Genomic DNA, 20,104 nt, shown 5'->3' on the forward strand with positions numbered 1-20,104 from the left:
GTATCATCTGGGACATTGCAAAAGAATCATTCCTATAATTTCTAGTTATATAGTGCATAGAGATTTATTATCTGCCAGCGCAATAACTCTGGGTCAACACCATTGCGTGACCAACCATGGCAGTAAGTATCTCTGCACTGACTTGCAAGAGGAAATGATTAATGCACGACAACATCACGAACACCGGGGGCAAATGCCCAGTAATGCACGGTGCAATGACCACGACCAGCATGGCAAACATGGACTGGTGGCCAAAAGCCCTTAATCTCGACATTCTGCACCAGCACGACCGTAAAACCAACCCGATGGGCGCAGACTTCAACTATCGAGACGCCGTCAAAACCCTCGATGTTGCCGCCCTCAAGCAAGATCTCCATGCACTGATGACCGATAGCCAAGACTGGTGGCCCGCAGACTGGGGACATTACGGTGGGTTGATGATTCGGATGACTTGGCACGCCGCCGGCACCTATCGGATCGCCGATGGTCGGGGTGGTGCCGGGACGGGCAATCAACGTTTCGCCCCGATAAATTCTTGGCCCGACAACACCAACCTAGATAAAGCCCGTCGCCTACTCTGGCCCATCAAAAAGAAATATGGCAATAAGCTCAGTTGGGCCGATTTAATTGCCTATGCTGGCACCATTGCCTATGAGTCCATGGGGCTAAACACCTTTGGCTTTGCCTTTGGTCGCGAGGATATTTGGCATCCCGAAAAAGATATTTATTGGGGCTCAGAAAAAGAATGGCTGGCTCCCAGTGAGAGCCCCCACAGTCGGTATTCTGGCGAGCGGGATTTAGAAAATCCATTGGCCGCGGTGATGATGGGATTAATCTATGTCAATCCCGAAGGGGTAGACGGTAATCCTGACCCCCTCAAAACCGCCCATGATATCCGGATCACTTTTGCCCGGATGGCGATGAACGACGAAGAAACCGTCGCCCTCACTGCCGGTGGCCATACCGTGGGTAAGTGCCATGGGAATGGGGATGCGACATTGCTTGGCCCGGAACCGGAGGCGGCGGATCTCGATGATCAGGGTTTAGGTTGGCTCAACAAAACCCAACGCGGCATTGGGCGGAACACGGTCACTAGCGGCATTGAAGGGGCCTGGACGACCTACCCCACCCAATGGGACAACGGTTATTTTCGACTACTGCTCAACTACGATTGGGAACTGAAGAAAAGCCCAGCGGGGGCTTGGCAATGGGAACCGATCAATATCAAAGAAGAAGACAAGCCCGTTGATGTTGAAGACCCATCGATCCGCCTCAGCCCGATTATGACCGACGCTGACATGGCGATGAAAATGGATCCGGACTATCGGCAAATATCCGAGCGGTTTTACCAAGATCCGGCTTATTTTGCCGAAACCTTTGCCCAGACCTGGTTCAAACTCACGCACCGGGATATGGGGCCGAAGTCCCGTTACATTGGCCCAGATGTGCCCCAGGAAGACTTGTTGTGGCAAGATCCGATTCCAGCGGGAAAGACGGACTACGATCTGCAAGCGGTCAAGGACAAAATTGCGGCCAGTAGCCTAAGCATTAGCGAAATGGTCTGTACGGCCTGGGACAGTGCAAGAACGTTTCGGGGTTCAGACAAACGTGGTGGGGCAAACGGGGCGAGAATTCGCTTGGCTCCCCAAAAGGATTGGGCAGGGAATGAACCAGCACGTCTAGCTAAGGTGTTGCCAGTACTAGAGGCGATCGCCGCCGAGAGTGGGGCCAGTGTCGCAGATGTGATTGTCCTGGCAGGTAACGTTGGCATTGAGCAAGCGGCCAAGGCGGCTGGGGTTGAGATTACGGTGCCCTTTGCTCCAGGTCGCGGAGATGCTACGGCGGAAATGACCGATGTCGAAGGATTCGCGGTGTTAGAACCCCTCCACGACGGCTACCGAAACTGGCTCCCAAAAGACTATGTGGTTAGCCCTGAAGAGTTAATGCTCGACCGCACCCAATTACTGGGTCTAACTGCCCCTGAGATGACTGTTTTGGTCGGCGGGATGCGGGTATTAGGCACCAATTATGGTGGCACCAAGCATGGCGTGCTCACAGACCGCGAGGGCGCCTTGACCAATGATTTCTTCGTCAACTTGACGGATATGAAATACACCTGGAAGCCAGCCGGTAAAAACCTTTATGAAATTGGCGATCGCCACACCGGTGAAGTCAAATGGACAGCTACGCGGGTTGATCTTGTTTTTGGCTGTAACTCCATCCTGCGGGCCTATGCCGAAGTCTACGCCCAAGACGATAACAACGAAAAATTTGTCCAGGATTTTGTCGCGGCTTGGACAAAAGTGATGAACGCAGATCGCTTTGATTTGGCTTATAGTCATTCCAAATCGTAATGAGACAGTCAAAAATCTCAAGTCCCCCTTTCAAAGGGGGATTCAGGGGGATCGAATCTCTATAAAGAAGCGAGGTGGTGTGGGGATTTGGCAAATTTACTGATCTTTACTGATCTAACTTGAGCACTGCCATGAACGCCTCTTGGGGCACATCAACCGTACCAATCGACTTCATTCGTTTCTTACCCTTAGCCTGTTTCTGGAGTAGCTTTTTCTTTCGGGAAATATCACCGCCGTAGCACTTCGCTAAAACATCCTTGCGTAGGGCCGGAATATGCTCACTGGCAATGATTTTAGAACCGATCGCCGCCTGAATCGGAATCTTAAACTGGTGACGGGGGATTAATTCTTTGAGCTTTTCAGCCATCGCCCGTCCCACGTTGTAAGCCTTGTCCCGATGGACAATCATCGCGAGGGAATCCACTGAATCTTTATTTACCAAAATATCCAGGCGCACCAACTGCCCAACCCGGTAACCAATGAGCTGATACTCCATGCTGGCATAACCTCTAGTACGGGACTTTAACTGATCAAAAAAGTCTGTCACTACCTCCGCCAGGGGAAGTTCATAGATGATATTTGTGCGACTTTCGGTGAAATACTTCATGTCCTTGAAAATGCCCCGTCGCGTTTGGCACAGATCCATAATGGTGCCCACAAATTCTTCGGGGGTGATTACATCCACTTGAATGTAAGGCTCTTCGATTTTTTCGCGTTTTTGGGGATCCGGTAATTGACTGGGGTTATCAATTTCCATCACTTCTCCATCTGTCGTGGTAACTCGATAAACCACCGAAGGCGCCGTTGTAATCAAATCCAGGTTATATTCTCGCTCCAAACGTTCTTGGACAATTTCTAGGTGGAGGAGGCCCAGGAAGCCGCACCGGAAACCAAACCCCATGGCACTAGAGGTTTCCGGCTCAAAGGAGAGGGCCGCATCATTTAGTTTCAATTTATCCAGGGCATCTCGCAGATCCGCATATTGGTCGGCATCGGTGGGGAAGAGGCCGCAGAAAACCATCGGTTTCGCTTCGGTATAGCCCGGTAACGGCGAAGGTGCAGGGTGGACAGCAGAGGTGATCGTATCACCGACCCGTGCATCTTCAACGGATTTGATTGCCGCCGCAAAGTAACCCACTTCTCCGGCGTGGAGTGCATCTACTTGCACTTGATTCGGTGCGAGGACGCCAAGTTCGTCAATTTCATATTCTTTTTTGGAGGCCATCAGGCGCACTTTGTCGCCTTTTTTAACTTCGCCATCCATCACTCGGAAATAGACGATCACGCCTCGATAGGGGTCGTAGTAACTGTCAAAAATGAGTGCCCGCAACGGTTGATCGATGGTGTCGGCCGGGGGGGGCACCTGTTGGACGATGGACTCTAAAATATCGTTGATGCCGAGGCCCTGTTTGGCGGAGGCTTTGATAATGTCAGTGCAATCTAAGCCGACCACTTCTTCAATTTCCTCGGTAACTCGATCAGGTTCAGCACCGGGCAGATCAATTTTGTTTAAAACAGGAATAATTTCTAGGTTGTTGTCCAGGGCGAGGTAAACGTTGGCAAGGGTCTGGGCTTCGACGCCCTGGGAAGCGTCTACGACTAGTAATGCTCCTTCACAGGCGGCCAAGGAGCGCGATACCTCGTAGGAAAAATCGACGTGGCCTGGGGTATCGATGAGGTTGAGGATATATTCTTCGCCATCCTTTGCTACATAACGCATCCGCGCGGCTTGGAGTTTGATGGTGATCCCCCGTTCCCGCTCCAGTTCCATATTGTCGAGGAACTGTTCTTTCATATCCCGTTGCGCCACTGTTTGGGTGTCCTGGAGCATCCGGTCTGCCAGGGTCGATTTTCCGTGGTCGATGTGGGCAATGATCGAAAAATTACGAATACGAGAGACAGGAACGTCAGTCATGGAAGATCCACTAATTTTTGAAAAACTTTACTTATTTTAACTAATGAAGGGAGCCTTCATCGCGGAAAGGCCAGGGAAAGAGCCAAGATTGTCGAGGATTTGGAGGAGCTTTGAAAAGTTCACGAGAAGTTTAGACCCGCTTGCGACGACTGAGTAGGATCCCCTGTTCTTTGAGAATTTTACGCACCGTTTCGCGGCAAATGTGCTTGACAATTTTTTGGGCTTTGAGTTCTCGCACCAGGAGACTAAGGGACCAATAGTCATGGCCGGGGGGTGGCCCACCGTGATAAAGGGTGAGGAGTTTGGTGATTTTAGCGTCGCTGAGTTTGGGTTTGATCGGCGGGTGCGCCCTCGGCTTGCGACCGAGGGCTTGGGCTTCACCGTCGGTGACAAACAGTTTTCGGACACGGGCGACGGTGTTGGCATGAACGCTCAGGGCTTGGGCGATTTGTTGGTCTTGCCAGTTGCCGTCGGGGTGGGCGCGGTCGGCCATCAGTAGAATACGGGCATGGAGCATTTTCTTGGCTGGCTGGTAACCGTTACGGGCGATCGCCCATAATCTTTCCCGTTGTTCAGCGCTCAAACACACCTTGTATTTAGTCCGCCTGCCCATAGAACCCGATAAAATAAACTGAAAATTTGATCAGTATTGCTTAAATTTCACAAAAAATCGTCCCTAATCTACCATGACTATTGCACCACGCAGACAACCCGGCCGTGCCAAACGTAATCGTACCAGTCTGCTTTTTGAGCGGGGCATGGCTCTCTTGGCCTCTGCTAATTTGGTGTTAGTTCTCTTTGACCTGAGTTACATCCCCCTGCGTAATTTCTGGTTACAGGGCCGAGTCCAATTTTACGCACGCATTGCCAAATATGAATGGAAATTTCCCGCCGAACCGGTGCGCATTCTCCCAGTCAATGTAACCCATGCCTATGACTGGGTAAAAGGCATCGAAGAACATCGAGACACCGCCTACTATCTCCAACGGGTCGAAGATCTCCAAGCAAAAATTCAACAGATTAACGATCTGACCCTCCGGTCGACAGGCTCAAATAGTGGCATTGTCGGTTTTGGCGATCGCCAAGACATCACCACCCAACTCCGCCGCTACAACCAAGAACAAGAAGCCATCCTCGCCGATCTCCGGGAACTGAGCGTTGAGATGGTAGATACCAATCCCTTTGAAATTGCCAACAAAACAGGCACCCTCGAAAAAATCAAAAACCGCATGCGTCGTCACGTGTTTGGCGATACTTCTGCCTCCTCCAAAGACGCATTTCAACTCTTTTGGAGCAGTGAATATCTCTCAGAAAATGGCTGGCGTGAAGAATTTAACTTTTACGAACGCGAAATCGAACCCCTCCTAGAAACCAACTATTTCCGTCCCATTGGCGAAAACGGCAAATACATCGATAACTTTGGCATCCTCGATTTCCCCTTCTTTCTCGCCTTTCTCCTCGAATTCCTGGCTCGGAGTTGGTATATCAGTCGTCGTCGCACAGGGGTAAGTTGGTTCGATGCCATGCTTTGGCGTTGGTACGATATCTTTCTGCTGATCCCCCTTTTCCGTTGGTTACGGGTGATTCCCGTGGTCGTTCGCCTCAACCAAGCCGATCTCATTGACCTTAGTGCGATCCAAAAACAAGCCAGTCAAGGTTTCGTTGCCAGCATTGCCGAAGATATCACCGAAGTCGTCGTTATTCGGATTATCAACCAGATTCAAGGCTCTATCCACCGGGGTGAATTTGCCACCCTCCTAGCCCAAACCACCAGCCGAGAATATGTCGATCTCAACGATATCAACGAACCTGTCGAGCTCGCGAAGCTTATGGCTAACCTTTTAGTCCACCAAGTCTTACCCAAAATTCAGCCCGAAGCCGAAGCCGTCATTCGCCATACCATTGATCGAGTCATTTCCATGTCCCCTGCCTACCAAGGCCTACAGATGCTGCCCGGCGTTGGCGATCTTAAAGGCACCCTGGCAAAGCAACTTTCCCATCAACTCTATCAAATCACCGCAGATACCCTGAAAGCCGTCCTTGAAGAAGACCCTGTCTTTGAACAACTCCTCGAAGAACTATTAACCCAAATGACCAGCAGCATTACTTCCGAAATCCAGGGCCAAGAAAGCCTTGCCCAAATGGAATCACTAATCAATGACCTCCTCGAAGAAGTCAAAATCAATTACGTTGAGAGACTCTCTGAAGAAGATGTCGAAGACATTCTGGAACAAACCCGTGCGCTGCGGCAGATGACCCGCTAAATTTACCCATAAAAAACGAGGGTAGTTCATCTACCCTCGCTAGTCACTTACTTAATTTGGTGTTATTACCAGTGGTGCTGCAAGCAGCTTACTTGGTTTCAGAAAACTCTGCGTCAATGACATCGTCACCACCATCGTTGCCAGTGTTGCCACCTGGTGCAGCGCCACCGGTTGCAGCATTGGGGTCAAACCCTGCGGCAGAAGGATCGCCACCAGCCTGTTGGTAGATGTTGCTGCCAATGGTGTAAAGCAGTTGTTGCAGTTCCGGCATCAATGTCGAGATTTTCTCATCATTTTCCTGGGTCACAGCTTCCTTGAGATCTTTGATCATTTGGTCAGCTTTGCTCTTGTCATCGGCAGGAACTTTATCACCGAGCTCTTCGAGTTGCTTTTCAGCTTGGTAAACGAGGGAATCTGCCTGATTCTTGCGGTCAATTTTTTCGCGGCGCTCCTTATCTGCAGCGGCATTGGCCTCAGCTTCGCTTACCATCCGTTCTACTTCGTCGTCCGGTAAGGTCGATGCGCCAGTGATACTGATGGATTGTTCTTTACCAGTGCCCTTGTCCTTCGCCGTGACGTTCAGAATACCGTTGGCATCAATGTCAAAAGTGACTTCGATTTGGGGTACACCACGGGGAGCCGGCGGAATGCCATCAAGGCGGAACGTGCCCAGACTCTTGTTGTCCTTAGACATTTCCCGTTCACCCTGCAGAACGTGAATTTCAACGTTGGTTTGACCATCAACGGCGGTGGAGAAGACCTCTGATTTTTTGGTCGGAATCGTGGTGTTTCTGGGGATAATCTTGGTCATCACACCACCAAGGGTTTCTACGCCCAAAGATAGGGGCGTAACGTCAAGGAGCAGAATGTCTTTTACTTCACCGGCAAGAACACCACCTTGAATAGCCGCACCAACGGCCACAACTTCATCGGGGTTCACGGTTTGGTTAGGCTTTTTACCCAGTACACGCTCAACGACATCTTGTACGGCGGGAATCCGGGTAGACCCCCCCACAAGAACGATTTCATCAATGGCGGATTTGTCGAGCTTGGCATCCCGAATCGCGTTTTCGACGGGGATGCGACAGCGGTCGATCAAGTCGGCACACAGCTCTTCAAATTTTGCCCGGGTCAAGCTCATGTCGAGGTGTTTCGGGCCGTCTTGGGTAGCAGTGATAAAGGGGAGGTTGATATCCGCTTGGGTGACGTTAGAGAGCTCAATCTTTGCTTTTTCAGCGGCTTCTGTCAGACGTTGAAGGGCTTGCTTATCTTTGCGGAGATCAATGCCTTCGGCGCGTTGGAATTCTTCGGCCAAGAAATCAACGATCTTTTTGTCGAAGTCATCTCCACCCAGGTGTGTATCACCAGAAGTGGCGAGTACTTCAAAGACACCGTCACCGACTTCTAGGATAGATACGTCGAAGGTTCCACCACCGAGGTCAAAAACGAGGATTGTTTCGTTACTCTTCTTGTCAAGACCGTAAGCGAGGGAGGCCGCGGTGGGCTCGTTGATAATCCGTAACACTTCTACCCCGGCAATTTTCCCGGCGTCTTTAGTGGCTTGACGTTGGGAGTCGTTAAAGTACGCAGGCACAGTGATGACAGCCTGGGTAACCGGCTCGCCAAGGTACTTACTGGCGTCTTCGATCAGCTTGCGGAGTACTTGGGCAGAGATTTCTTCGGGGGCGAATTTTTTCTCTTTGGCAGGGCAATCGATTTTCACGTTGCCGGTGCTGTCGCGTTCTACTTTGTAGGCAACTTCAGTAGACTCGTTGCTTACTTCACTGTGCTTGCGGCCGATGAAGCGCTTTACGGAATAGAAGGTGTTGCCAGGGTTCATCACGGCTTGACGCTTGGCGATTTGCCCTACGAGCAGGTCTCCGTTTTTGGCATAGGCCACGACGGAGGGAGTAGTTCTAAATCCTTCTGCGTTGGCGATTACAGTCGGCTTACCGCCTTCCATAACGGATACGCAAGAGTTGGTGGTTCCGAGGTCAATACCGACGACTTTTCCCATAGCAGTGTGACTCCAAAGATCAGCGATTTAACTTGAATAAAACTTTCAAATATTGGTGCAGTCATGCAGAACCCAAAAATTCTAGGTTGATTCCGATGACTATTCCCATAGTGCTGTGTGATTTAAGGATTTTATAGTGTAGGTTCCCGAACCTGGGGGGACGGTTTTATTTAGATGGTGAACAAACAGGCGGTTTCTATTGCTGGATCTTGGTTAGGTTGGCTGTCTGGATGTTCGCCAACAAGCAATAAATCATATCGCTCCGAGTGAGTGAGTTCTTCTTTTATGCTGAAGACATTAAATGTGACATGGGGATATCGAAGAGCCAGTTGCAAGCCAACCAATCGTTCATAATGTTGGCTGATATGAGCTCTCGGACATCCAATAATCGCCACTTGATTGGCTTGTTCTAGGGCTATGGCATTTTCTAAGGTGACCTGACCACTGGGTAATGTCGCGTGTGTCCAGGTGGTGTGGATATTTAAAATAACATGGGCAATAACCAAAATACTTAATCCGTAAGACATCGTGTTTGAACCTTTAGATGCAAGCAAGGTCTGAAACCATAGGAGCAACTGGAGCCCCCCCCAAATCGCCAAAGGATAAATGACGGTGACAGCAATTTTCATTAAGCGGTATGTATAGTCAAGGGGAATAAAGGCCAATAAATATAGGATATAGACAGCAGTGACGATCAATGCTGCGCATAAATCCTGGTAGATTTGCCATTCTTTTTCTTGTTTACGCCGTTGGCATAATTTCTTTATTAAGAATAGAGCACTAAACAAACCAACAATCATATGAAACCATAGCCCAAAATCCCGCCTTGTCGGCATTGGTTTTGGGGTTTCATGAAATAAGCTCCAAGGATTTAATGGTACGAAGTTTGAACCATGTTCATCAAAAAGGTTTAAACTTTTTTGAACTTCATAAATACCAATTTGAGACCTTAGTAGCCAGACAATTAAAAGAACACAGGCAATGGCCACCAGGGCATAATTAAGATTTTGACTCTTAAAAGTTATTTTTTTTATTTTGAAAATTTTGGCGATCGCCTTGTTTAAAGAAGATGAATAAACCAATATTGTTGTAATATAACCAGAAATTAAAACGACAGAGAACGCTGGATAAAATGCCAGGGTGGCTAGAAGTCCTCCGATACAGAAGAGACCATGGTAAACACTCAATAAATTTGATTTTAGAGCAGCAGATCTTGTCTCTTGAAATACGACAGAGATTATGATCAAGAAAAGCAAATTTGATAAATATGAGCTAATCAAAAACCAAATGATCATTGGAGAGGATAAGACCCAAGCCAACAAACAAATTTTTTCTAATCGTTGTCTTAGCTGTTTTTTATGATTGGCATTAATGACCTGAAATATTTTTTGAAATAAACTCATAAAAGCAAAACCGCCAAGGACACCTTGAAAAACGGATATCCCAAGGGAAGATCCCTGGAAAGCATAGGTGAATATTGATCCCAGAAAAGAACTTAATTTTTTTGGACTGCCAATGACAAAGAAGTCAGGATTTTTCCCGGAAAATGTCAAATTGTCAACGTTAAAAGCAGCAAACCTAGGAATATAAGCCCACATATCGGGATTTGTGTTGATCAAGAGGGGATCTAAACTGACATAGTTATTTTTTAGAAAAAAAACCGAAAATATCAAGCACCAGATTCCCAAAAAAATGGAAAAATCAAAGTTGTTTTTTATAATCTTAAACGAAAGAAAGTCAAAACCCGATACATTCTTTCTATGGATCAATAGAAGGTTACTGAAAACAATAAGCTCTATGACAAGAAAAACATAGAAGCTGTTAAACTTTACACTAATAAGACTGGCGATCGCCAATGGTAATAAGCCAACAATAGAAAAAGAATACACTGACTGTTCTTTTGACGGTTGAGCGGCCTGGGGAAATGCTTTATCTTGATCGAGCAGTAAAAACATTTTTCGAGCCAAAAAAGTAATTAATTGGCCATTCCATTGAAGGGCGATGAAGAAGAGATATATACCGAAATAAGTACAGAAAAATACGACAAAGAAGTCACTCATAAAGTCAAGATAAAAAACGATATATTAAGTGAAATATAAATTGTTTCCCTAGTATAAGCTCAAGTTTGATGTGGAGAGATCAACGCTAGTGGAAATATTAATAAAAAAGAAACTGAATGTAGGATGAATTTGTGATATTTTGGCTTTTGATGAAATGAGATGCAAGTGTTACAACCTTGTAAGTTATGATTTTAGATGTGACTGAGTTGATTTGCTTTGCTTTAGAAAAAGATAAGGGTTGTCTTGAGATAAGTCCCTACCGAAAACTTCAGTGATGTCAAATACTCATTCGGGCCATGAGAGCGGCGGTGAGGGGAATCAGACAGAAGCCCAGTAATTCGGCGCGAATCAACCAAGTAATCAGAGTCTGTTGGATTGGAGAAATGGTGGGCGCTTGTTCCTTAGCAAGGTCTTTAATCCACCACAAAATAAAAGTGATTGTGGGGTAGAGAGAGAGAAGGCTCACCACGATAAAAATGGCAATCTTGACCCAAAAGAGGGTGTTGTTGAGGTAGTAGGCCGAACCTTTGCCGAAGTAGAGAACGCGGAGAATGCCAGTAATCAGAATTGTGCTGGCGGCTAGGCCATAGACTCCATCGGCGATACCAACCAATTTCGCTTCTTTGAGGGAAATATCTTTTTTGAAAAATAGAGCTTCCAGGCATAAGGCGACGAAACTTAGCATTAAGCCGAGGTAATGGAGATAGGCGACAAGGGCACTGGTTAACATTGTTTTGCTTTACAAGATTAAAATAAAAATCACTAAATTGCTTTTTAGTTATTTTACAAAGAAAGTCTTGGCTGCGACAATCAATCTCTTGAAAAATTGCTCTGTGGATGGTGAGGCAAGAGAACCCAAAACCCTTAACGGACGTCGGCTTGGATGCCGGGACTGGCGATTTGCGTTACCCAAAGGTCGAGGGCTGGATCATTTAACTCTTGGGCAACTTGGGTTTTAAGGGTCTGGGCTTGTTCGAGGGTTTCGCAGATGGCAAAAACACTGGGGCCGGAGCCGGACATCATCGTACCGATCGCCCCGTGTTTGGCGAAACAATCACGCAATTGTTGCACTTGGGGAAATTCGGGTAAAACGACTTTTTCGAGATCGTTGTACAGCTCACGGGCGATCGCCTGGATATTTTTTTGTTGAATGGCTTTGATCAGACCGCCGGAATGGATTTGTTTCATGCGGGCATCCCAACTCGCTGCATCTTGGAGGTAATGCTCCCCAAATTGGGCGCGATAGGTTTGATAAGCCCAGGGGGTAGAGACGGCAATGTTGCTGTATTTTGCCAAGACAATTGGTATGCCATCAAGATCGGGCAATGGGTCTAAAATTTCTCCCCGTCCGGTGGCGATCGCCGTACCTCCCCCAATACAAAAAGGCACATCCGAACCCAGTTCTGCCGCTAACTCCTGCAATTCCGGTTGGGTTAACCCCAAATTCCAGAGCAAATTTAACCCCACCAATACCGCGGCACCGTCCGTTGACCCCCCAGCTAGTCCCGCAGCCACGGGGATATTTTTTTCGATGGTAATGTCCACTCCACCGCCCACCCTGGCATATATATCCGCAAAGCGCGTCATCATTAACTGGGCGGCCCGGTAGGCAATATTGCTGGCGGTGAGGGGGACTTCTGGGTGTTGGCAATAGAGATTAATGTCGCCGCTGCGGTTTTGTCGCACCTCAATCCGGTCATATAAGCCAATGGTCTGCATCACCATCACCAACTCATGGAACCCGTCGGGGCGATCGCCCAAAATTTCGAGGTAGAGATTAATTTTTGCGGGGGCGGTCAGAAGATAGGCGGACATCACACAGTACCAAGCAGTAAACCGACACCATTATCCGGTTTCCTTTGTTTTTTTGGAAATCCCTCCCAATCATGAGCCAAGCTTAACCCTTAATATTTCTTGAAAGATCCCCGGCGATCGCCCCCTATCCTTAAGGGCCAGCACCTTTCGCAGTAGCATAGATAGACGAATTGTTGTATGTGGCGGGGTAAAAACAATGCAAAAACCCATTCTTGTTGGTGGCTTAGGTTTAGCCTTATTTTTCGCAGTCTTGGGTCGCTGGCAAGGCAATATTTTCGACCTCGGCGAATGGTTATTTTGGGGGGCGATCGCCTGGGGTGGTCTCCTGCTCTGGCAAAAAAAACAGCCCCAACACCTCCAGGACAATCCCCAAAATCCCCTCAAACGAAAAGACGTTGACCAAGCCATTGCAAACGCCCAACAGTGGGTGCTGGCGCTCCAGCAGGAAGTGCCGGATCAAGATTTCACAACTTTTAGGCAAACCCTAGATAACCTCCATCAAGAATTTCAACGGGAGCGCTTCACCGTAGCGATCACGGGTGGCCGGGGCACTGGAAAAACAACCCTCCTCAAGCAGCTCCAAGCCACAGCATCAGCTCATACTCTCCAGGAAACACCGCCCCTATTCACCGACCTCGCCAGCTATGACCAAGCGGCCCAAAACCAAGTCTTTGCTGCTGACCTCGTGATTTTCCTGGTGAATGGGGATTTGATGGCCTCCCAATGGCAGACCCTCAACCATTGGCACCAGGCTCGCCAAACAATTCTCATCGCCTTTAACAAGCAAGACCAATATCAGCCAGAACAACGGGAATTAATCCTGAACCAACTGCGCAACCATTGTCAGCCGGCGATCGCCCCCCAAAATATCCTCCCCATCACCGCCGCGCCCCAGGCGATCAAAGTTAAGAAAATTCAAGCCGATGGCACCGCAACTGAGCATTTTGAACGTCCCGATCCGGTCATTGCGTCCCTGCAAAATCAACTCCAAACCCTCCTCAGTCAGCCCGAAACCCAACAACAACTACTCTGGTCAACCATCTGGCGCACCGCACGGCTCACCCAGCACAATGCCAAGCAAACCCTCAATCAATTCCGACGGGAACGGGCTTTACCGATCCTCGAAAAATATCAGTGGTTGGCCGCCGGCGCGACCTTTGCCAATCCCGTTGCTGCTTTAGATTTACTGGCAACGGCAGCCGTGACAGGACAAATGATTATGGATTTAGGAGGGGTTTATCAACAGCGCCTTTCTTTAAGTCAGGCCCAGGCGATCGCCACGACCCTGGGGAAACAAATGATCCAACTTGGCCTCGTGGAACTCTCTACCCAGGCCGTCGGGGGAGTGCTCAAAACCAACGCGATTACCTACCTTGCCGGGGGCGCTGTCCAGGGAGTGAGTGCGGCCTATCTGACCCACATTGCGGGGCTGAGTTTAATTCAATATTTCCAAGAACAAAATCCCCAAACCGCCACTGACTCTCTCAATTTCGAGAAATTAAGTCAAATTCTCAAGCAGGTTTTTGAGCAAAATCAGCGGTCACAATTTTTCGGCAATTTCGTGAAAGGTGCCCTAAATCGCCTATCTCCCCAAGCGATTGGGTAAGATCTATAGTTAGCCCAAAAAATCATAAAATTCATACCCCCTAAATTCCCATGGATATCGAACTCGAAAACCTAGAGGCCTCTGTTGAAAATTTGTTATCTGCGGCGAAGACCCACCTCGAAGAAAAAAAATTACAGCAGCAACGGGACGAACAATACCAGGACATTGTGCGCCAACGGGAAGCGAAGCTGCACCCTCTCCTCAAAAAAGTAGAAGAAATGATCAGTACCTACCGGGCGGAAGGATATCACAATGCCGACATAATCCAACAATTACAGGAAAAAGCTGCAGATATTCGCCGTGAAATAGCCGAAATACCCGAAAAAGCCACTGAAATTGTCGATGCCCAACTGGTACTCCGGGAAGAAAGACTTTTAGAAGAAAAAGCGCGGGAAAAAGTCCAACGCTGGCAATCTGATCTCCGGGATGATCTGCTCGATATGATCTTTGAACAGCAGGACTTTTTTAGTGCCACCGATGCGGCGATCGCCATCCGGGGTTATGTCGAAGATCTCAAGGAAATTGGCGCCCTCGAAGAAGTGGTCGATGCCCTGATTAACCAAATCAATGAACATAGCGAAGAAGGCCCCGTTGCCCGGCTGCGGGGAACCCACGAACAAACTCTCAACTTTATCTACAACAAAGCTCTCGAAAACCGTTCCCGCACGGAACACCACCCCAATATTCAACCTAAATCCCGCCACCGCAAATCCGACAAACGCCCTGAACTGTATGCCGATCTTGCTGGAAAAGTCTTAGTTTTTGGGGGACATGATCGCCTCCAAACCGCCGTCAAAAATCGCCTGCGGAATTCCCAGGTGGAATTGCAATGGTACAGCGAACAGGACGGCCTCCAGCTTTCCGCCCAGGGGGAAGCCCAGGTGACTAATGTTGACCTCATTTTGATTATCACGGGCTATGCGAGCCATTCCATGACGGAGCGGGCCATGGAAGCCTGTAAAAAAGCAGACAGAAAATATGAAATTATCAACACCACAGGCATGACTAGGGTGCTAGAAGCCATCGAAGCAGGACTTAAAACCCAACAATTGGCGCAACTGTGGAATAAATAATCGCTTTATGGCAGTTCCCCCAAAGTTCTTGATTCAAACAGCACAATTTGTCTGGCATCGCCTCTGGCAAACCCTAATGTCTCCACTAGCCCCCAGCGATCCGACGGGCAATTTTCAACGGGTCGAGAGTCAATTTCGCCATTGGGTTGGTTCTGAACAGTTTCCAGCCGAGCCCAACCGTTATCGACTTTACATTGGCCTCACTTGCCCCTGGGCGCACCGGACGGCCATTACCCGCATTCTCAAAGGCCTAGAGGATGTAGTTGAGTTGAGTGTGGCGATCGCCGATGTATCTGTGGGGGGCTGGCGTCTGGAAAATGACCCCACGGGTTGCCGCAGTATGAAAGAGCTTTATCAATTGGGACAGGCGGGTTACAAGGGTCGCTGTTCTGTGCCAGTGCTCTGGGATTGCCAAACGTATCAGATCGTTAATAACGAGAGCGCAGAGATCATTGTGATGCTCAATGCTGCCTTTAATCAGTTTGCGAAATTTCCAGAGCGGGATCTCTACCCCCAAGCTTTACAAGCAGAAGGCGATCGCCTGAATGATCTGATCTATCACACCGTTAACAATGGCGTTTACAAATGTGGCTTTGCCCGCACCCAAGCTGCCTATGACCAAGCAGCGACAGCACTCTTTCAAACCCTAGATGATCTCGATGAACGCTTAGGCGATCGCCGCTATCTTTTGGGCAACCAACTCACTCTCTGCGATATCCGCCTGTTTACCACCCTGATTCGCTTCGATCTGGTGTACCACGGCCTCTTTAAATGCGATCGCCGTCGCATCTGTGATTACAAAAATCTTTGGGGTTATCTACGGGACATTTATCAACTGCCGGGTGTTGCCGCCACCTGTCCCCTTAAGACGATCCAACAGGAATATTACCGCTCCCTATTCCCTCTCAATCCCAGCGGTATCGTTCCCCTCGGCATCGATTTACAGGCGTTGCATACCCCCCACCACCGCTCAGAAAAGTTTATAACATAGGGAGAGTTGAATGTTTCATGAGCAATCCAATCAAACCTTTGAGGGTTAGCAACTTCGGCGCATTCCTTAGCAGCGGCTGCAAGCGATCATTTATTTGCTGATGGGCTGAGGTGAACTACCCCGCCGCAAGCAGCGGGGCTTCCTACCCAAAGAACAGCTTTCTATTCCGAGGAATAGCGAGTCTTATATTCTGGCGATAGGCGGACTCCCCGGTTCCCGAGGACAAAAATCACGGTCACAAAAAATACTTTGTATGTGTCTAGCTTGGTTTTCGCTATCCGTTGCCGTGTCAGCGATATGATTATAGAGCATTACGCCCCAAGGGGCGGGGATTTCAACCCTTTGCCGTTAAACCCTTCTAAATGGAGCTGAGGAGAAAACTTCAAATAAAAAAATCCACAGGTCATTTGTGGATTGAAATCGTCTCGTAACTTTCTTCAAAGATTTCTAGGGAAAATTCTCTTTAAGAAGATTAATCAAGGTCAGCATCATCGTCATCGTCGTCATCTTCAAAGCCGTCTTCATCCATCAGCTCAGATAAATCTTGATCGTCTGCCATCTCATCGATGATGTCGTCTTTTTTCTCACGGTAGATAATGCGACCGTTTTCTTCTAGCCATTCTAGTAACGATGTCTTTTGCTCTAGGGCAATCACAGAGGCAGGCGCATATCGAGGTTCTTGGCGCAGGGAAGGATTTTTCATAGTCAAAACTAGGCGATCGCTACGGGTAGATGAGCAGTTTTTTAGTATAACCTATTCAGGATTCGGGGAACTTGAGATAGAGTGCTTTTTAGGCCAAAACGGTACAGGGCGTCCCTGGCGTCGGTTCTAAAACGAGGGTATCAGGCTGTTTTTGGTGGAGCATTTGCTTAAAGTCAGCAACAGTACCTTGGGGTTTAAGGAACTTCATCACCAACCCTTCAAAGTTGACATCTCCGCCAGCAGCAGTGGGTAAAATCACCTGGGGTTTTAGCCATTCACACACTTGCAACGCGCTCGCTTGACCTTTGATTACGGGGCCGAGGAGGGGCAGGGTGAGATTAATTAATGGCGTCACCACAACATCAATCGGAGCATACTGTTTTACTTCCGGGGAATGGTAACCGTGGGGTTCGTAGTAAAGGGTTTGCCCAGTGCTGAGATCCTTGAGCAGGTAGCCATTTTCAAAGGTTGTTGGCCCCACCGGAGACCCTTTCAGGGCCAGAATTTCTAAGTTGTCAATGGTGTATTTCTGGTGGTGCTCTAGGGTGTGGATGGTTTGATAACCCAGAGATTGCACAACCTTGGCCGCATTCGGGGAGCCGACAACGGGTAAGGCGTGATCCAACTGCTCTAGGGTCGGTACATGGGCATGGTCTGGTAGCCCTTGGGATAACAAAATCAAGTCAACGTTTTTGGGAATGGGCCGATCCTGGGGGCGATCGCCTTTAAATAGCCAAGGTGTATTCCCAAACATCAACGAGCCCACTAGCCACGGATCCAACAAAATGCGTTTGCCAGCCATCTCAATGAGCCAGCTATTACTGTCGAGATATGTCAATTCCATGGGTCAGCCTAGAGATTTATTTACAGATCTTAACAACTTCTGCCCTGGGGTTAACGGCGAGACTCCAATGCCGCTTGGGGATAGGCAATGCGCTTGTGATTGTATTGCTCCCACACTTTTACAAAAACATCCACAATGGACGGCAACTCATTTTTCTCAATGCCAGATTCAGCTAATTGACCATCCTGCCAACGAGCCCGAAATATACGATTGACCATAATGGCTGCTTGGTCGGGGGTTGCTTCTTTCAGGGAGCGCAGGGCCGCTTCACAACTATCCGCCAACATTACAACGCCTGTTTCCCGCGATTGGGGGATGGGGCCAGCATACCGGAATAACTGTTCATCCACACTCTCTGGGGGTTGGCCTTCTTTTTCAGCTAGGGCGCGGGCTTGGTGGTAAAAATATGAGATTTGCATCGTCCCCTGGTGTTCTGGGATGAAGTCGCGGATGGCCTTGGGAAGCTTATGTTTTTTAGCCATTTTTTCCCCTTCCGTCACATGCTTGCGAATAATCTCGACACTTTCGTAGGGACTAAGCTTGTCATGTTTATTGGGGCCGCCCTGCTGATTTTCAATAAAACCTTGGGGGTCATGGGTTTTACCGATGTCATGGTAGAGGGTTCCGGCACGGATTAATTCCACATCACAGCCTAATTGGCGACCGGCGGCCTCGGCGAGGGAGGCAACAAATAGCGTGTGTTGAAAGGTTCCAGGTGTTTCTTTAGCAAGCTTGGCGAGCAGCGGACGGTTCGGATTGGAAAGTTCGGCCAAGCGAATGGGGGTCAGGAGTTCAAAAAAGCGTTCCAGATAGGGAGAGAGTCCGAGGGCAATAATAATCCAGATGGTGCCAGATACTCCGAAGATCAGAGCTTCTGGCAATAGCACATACCAGAGGGTCTCGGCACTGGCACTAGCAATGAGATTCCAGGCGAGGCTAATGATGGCTTGCATGGCCCCAATGGTAAAGCCGAGGGTGGCTTGTTCTTCCCGGGAGCGCAATTTACCGCTTTGTTGGGCCGCAATGAGCCCGCCGACGGTGGCCGCAATGAGGTGATCCCATTTAATGTCTTCGTCGCTAATGCCCGTAATCCCAGATAAGAGGGCCACTTGGGCGATCGCAATGTGGGGATGGTAGAGGCTACCAGTGAGTAGTCCGACGGCTGGTAAGTTGTTGTTGTAGGGGAATTTCGTTAGGCCAAGGAGGGGGGTACTCAGGCTAATGAGCAGCAGCAACACCCAATCACGCCGACGCAGGTTTTTTTTGGTTTTGGCAACGACAATGATGGTTATGGCAACGCCACCGCTAACCAAGAGGGCGTAACCACCGAGACCCAGCCAATTAATTTGGCGATCGCTGAGGCCAAAGCCATCGAGCAGAACAAAATCTTCCTGGCTAATTTGTTCCCCCTTGGTGACAATTACCTCGCCGGCATCAATGCTCACAACGACGGGTTCCACGGCGAGGGCAGCCTGTTCGGAACGACGTTTGGTTTCTTCGCGGTCTTCGATCAGGTTGGGGCGGAGAATTTGGGTTAAAGCGTCGATGGCAAAGGCGCGCCCGGAACTGTCGTTTTCGAGTTGTACTTGGACGGTTTCCTGGAGGAGGCTTTGGGAAATGCCGGGGGGAATCCCCTGGGTCAAAATGCGATCGCCGGCCTGGAGAATATCAGTACGAACTTGCTCCCATTCTGCATCAGACAAGCGGAGTAAAAACGTTTGGTGGGTTTGGAACAGGTCGGTGTTAAAGGTAGTTTGGGCCTCGGCGATCGCCTGTTGATAACCTTCCCGGGCAACCATGATCGTCGTGATCAGCCTTTGCACTGCCGCCGGGCCAGCTACCCCTGCATAGCCGTAGAGTTCCCGGGTCGGGGTCGCCAAACTTGCATCCGTGGGCAGCAAGGTATCGAGGGGCGGCAGGGGAGATATTTCGAGTTGATCGGCGATCGCCAATACCGTTTCCCATTGGGCATCGCTGGCTTGGCGGAGCGTTGTTTGGCTCGGAACCGATAAAATTTGGGGATCGAGAAACGGAAATTCACCGGAAATGGTACGGATTCGGCTAATGTCATCGAGGAGGGTTTTGAGATCTTGCTTGATGGTTGGTGTCAGTTCCGGATCTCGCTTCAAGCTGGGGATAGCGCCCTGACGAATTTCCTGGCGTTTGGCCTCGGTGGTCTTGGTATCTTCAAATTCGCCGTCGGTGGGAGCCGTGATCGTCTTTGGTGCAATGGTATCCACCGCCAATTGCGGTTGGTTATAGAAGCGATCGCCAATGACGCTGGTTAAGGAGGTGACCGCAACCACTGCCAATACCGAAGCAGAAAGTTGGCTAGGCGACTTCCGCCGGGTGGGAGATTGCCCTTGGCCCCGATGCTGTTTGGAATTAGACCAAAAATTCATATGCAAATTGAAAAAAATGCGATTAATTCAGACATCCACCGAGCGCAGAAGATTCAATCG

General features: G+C 49.0%; 14 protein-coding genes. 5 read left to right on the forward strand and 9 right to left on the reverse strand.

The features are described from left to right. Positions 1 to 161 precede the first annotated feature (161 nt). Positions 162 to 2,354 carry a catalase/peroxidase HPI gene (gene katG, locus AWQ21_RS12420; protein ID WP_315862191.1) on the forward strand — a complete coding sequence of 731 codons (2,193 nt, stop codon included), beginning with the start codon at positions 162 to 164 and terminating at the stop codon, positions 2,352 to 2,354. A 106-nt stretch (positions 2,355 to 2,460) separates the two neighbouring features. On the opposite strand, the gene lepA is transcribed toward katG, so the two are convergent. Together lepA and AWQ21_RS12430 are read right to left on the reverse strand one after the other, a co-directional pair. Further along, positions 2,461 to 4,269, reverse strand: a complete 1,809-nt coding sequence (gene lepA, locus AWQ21_RS12425; RefSeq protein ID WP_065714809.1) for a translation elongation factor 4 — start codon at positions 4,267 to 4,269, stop codon at positions 2,461 to 2,463. A gap of 130 nt (positions 4,270 to 4,399) precedes the next feature. Continuing rightward, the gene (locus AWQ21_RS12430; protein ID WP_065714810.1) at positions 4,400 to 4,882 is read right to left on the reverse strand and encodes a helix-turn-helix domain-containing protein; all 483 of its coding nucleotides are present in this window, start codon (positions 4,880 to 4,882) and stop codon (positions 4,400 to 4,402) included. Positions 4,883 to 4,955: 73 nt separating this feature from the next. On the opposite strand from AWQ21_RS12430, the gene AWQ21_RS12435 reads away from it, so the two are divergent. Further along, positions 4,956 to 6,533, forward strand: a complete 1,578-nt coding sequence (locus AWQ21_RS12435) for a hypothetical protein (protein ID WP_065714811.1) — start codon at positions 4,956 to 4,958, stop codon at positions 6,531 to 6,533. Positions 6,534 to 6,621: 88 nt separating this feature from the next. On the opposite strand, the gene dnaK is transcribed toward AWQ21_RS12435, so the two are convergent. The 4 genes from dnaK to ispE all read right to left on the reverse strand — a co-directional run bounded on the left by dnaK (position 6,622) and on the right by ispE (position 12,425). Beyond that, a complete protein-coding gene (dnaK, locus tag AWQ21_RS12440) occupies positions 6,622 to 8,550 on the reverse strand; it encodes a molecular chaperone DnaK (protein WP_065714812.1) in 1,929 nt (642 codons plus the stop codon). 170 nt (positions 8,551 to 8,720) lie between these two features. Further along, positions 8,721 to 10,610, reverse strand: coding sequence for a hypothetical protein (locus tag AWQ21_RS12445; RefSeq protein ID WP_065714813.1), 1,890 nt, complete (start codon positions 10,608 to 10,610; stop codon positions 8,721 to 8,723). A 277-nt stretch (positions 10,611 to 10,887) separates the two neighbouring features. Then, entirely contained in the window at positions 10,888 to 11,340 is a 453-nt protein-coding gene (locus AWQ21_RS12450; protein ID WP_065714814.1) for a DUF2214 family protein, read from the reverse strand. 134 nt (positions 11,341 to 11,474) lie between these two features. Beyond that, positions 11,475 to 12,425, reverse strand: a complete 951-nt coding sequence (gene ispE, locus AWQ21_RS12455) for a 4-(cytidine 5'-diphospho)-2-C-methyl-D-erythritol kinase (RefSeq protein ID WP_065714815.1) — start codon at positions 12,423 to 12,425, stop codon at positions 11,475 to 11,477. Between the two features lie 196 nt (positions 12,426 to 12,621). On the opposite strand from ispE, the gene AWQ21_RS12460 reads away from it, so the two are divergent. Genes AWQ21_RS12460 through AWQ21_RS12470 form a run of 3 tightly spaced genes read left to right on the forward strand, consistent with a single transcriptional unit; the run spans position 12,622 to position 16,095 of the window. Next, the gene (locus AWQ21_RS12460; protein WP_065714816.1) at positions 12,622 to 14,031 is read left to right on the forward strand and encodes a DUF697 domain-containing protein; all 1,410 of its coding nucleotides are present in this window, start codon (positions 12,622 to 12,624) and stop codon (positions 14,029 to 14,031) included. Between the two features lie 50 nt (positions 14,032 to 14,081). Next, positions 14,082 to 15,104 carry a DUF2325 domain-containing protein gene (locus AWQ21_RS12465; protein ID WP_065714817.1) on the forward strand — a complete coding sequence of 341 codons (1,023 nt, stop codon included), beginning with the start codon at positions 14,082 to 14,084 and terminating at the stop codon, positions 15,102 to 15,104. A 7-nt stretch (positions 15,105 to 15,111) separates the two neighbouring features. After that, positions 15,112 to 16,095: a glutathione S-transferase family protein gene (locus AWQ21_RS12470; protein WP_065714818.1), complete on the forward strand. Its 984-nt coding sequence runs from the start codon at positions 15,112 to 15,114 to the stop codon at positions 16,093 to 16,095. Positions 16,096 to 16,567: 472 nt separating this feature from the next. On the opposite strand, the gene AWQ21_RS12475 is transcribed toward AWQ21_RS12470, so the two are convergent. The 3 genes from AWQ21_RS12475 to AWQ21_RS12485 all read right to left on the reverse strand — a co-directional run bounded on the left by AWQ21_RS12475 (position 16,568) and on the right by AWQ21_RS12485 (position 20,044). Beyond that, positions 16,568 to 16,798 carry a DUF3134 domain-containing protein gene (locus AWQ21_RS12475; protein WP_065714819.1) on the reverse strand — a complete coding sequence of 77 codons (231 nt, stop codon included), beginning with the start codon at positions 16,796 to 16,798 and terminating at the stop codon, positions 16,568 to 16,570. An 88-nt stretch (positions 16,799 to 16,886) separates the two neighbouring features. Continuing rightward, positions 16,887 to 17,642, reverse strand: a complete 756-nt coding sequence (locus AWQ21_RS12480; RefSeq protein WP_065714820.1) for an MBL fold metallo-hydrolase — start codon at positions 17,640 to 17,642, stop codon at positions 16,887 to 16,889. 50 nt (positions 17,643 to 17,692) lie between these two features. Then, on the reverse strand, positions 17,693 to 20,044 hold the full coding sequence (locus tag AWQ21_RS12485) for an HD family phosphohydrolase (protein WP_065714821.1): 2,352 nt from the start codon (positions 20,042 to 20,044) through the stop codon (positions 17,693 to 17,695). Between the last annotated feature and the right edge of the window lie 60 nt (positions 20,045 to 20,104).

The organism is Picosynechococcus sp. PCC 7003 (assembly GCF_001693255.1).
Classification (GTDB): domain Bacteria; phylum Cyanobacteriota; class Cyanobacteriia; order Cyanobacteriales; family MRBY01; genus MRBY01.

Coding starts and splice junctions, on each gene's coding strand:
- katG (WP_315862191.1), top strand. CDS start 162: ATGCACGACAACATCACGAACACCGGGGGCAAATGCCCAGTAATGCAC.
- lepA (WP_065714809.1), bottom strand. CDS start 4,269: ATGACTGACGTTCCTGTCTCTCGTATTCGTAATTTTTCGATCATTGCC.
- AWQ21_RS12430 (WP_065714810.1), bottom strand. CDS start 4,882: ATGGGCAGGCGGACTAAATACAAGGTGTGTTTGAGCGCTGAACAACGG.
- AWQ21_RS12435 (WP_065714811.1), top strand. CDS start 4,956: ATGACTATTGCACCACGCAGACAACCCGGCCGTGCCAAACGTAATCGT.
- dnaK (WP_065714812.1), bottom strand. CDS start 8,550: ATGGGAAAAGTCGTCGGTATTGACCTCGGAACCACCAACTCTTGCGTA.
- AWQ21_RS12445 (WP_065714813.1), bottom strand. CDS start 10,610: ATGAGTGACTTCTTTGTCGTATTTTTCTGTACTTATTTCGGTATATAT.
- AWQ21_RS12450 (WP_065714814.1), bottom strand. CDS start 11,340: ATGTTAACCAGTGCCCTTGTCGCCTATCTCCATTACCTCGGCTTAATG.
- ispE (WP_065714815.1), bottom strand. CDS start 12,425: ATGTCCGCCTATCTTCTGACCGCCCCCGCAAAAATTAATCTCTACCTC.
- AWQ21_RS12460 (WP_065714816.1), top strand. CDS start 12,622: ATGCAAAAACCCATTCTTGTTGGTGGCTTAGGTTTAGCCTTATTTTTC.
- AWQ21_RS12465 (WP_065714817.1), top strand. CDS start 14,082: ATGGATATCGAACTCGAAAACCTAGAGGCCTCTGTTGAAAATTTGTTA.
- AWQ21_RS12470 (WP_065714818.1), top strand. CDS start 15,112: ATGGCAGTTCCCCCAAAGTTCTTGATTCAAACAGCACAATTTGTCTGG.
- AWQ21_RS12475 (WP_065714819.1), bottom strand. CDS start 16,798: ATGAAAAATCCTTCCCTGCGCCAAGAACCTCGATATGCGCCTGCCTCT.
- AWQ21_RS12480 (WP_065714820.1), bottom strand. CDS start 17,642: ATGGAATTGACATATCTCGACAGTAATAGCTGGCTCATTGAGATGGCT.
- AWQ21_RS12485 (WP_065714821.1), bottom strand. CDS start 20,044: ATGAATTTTTGGTCTAATTCCAAACAGCATCGGGGCCAAGGGCAATCT.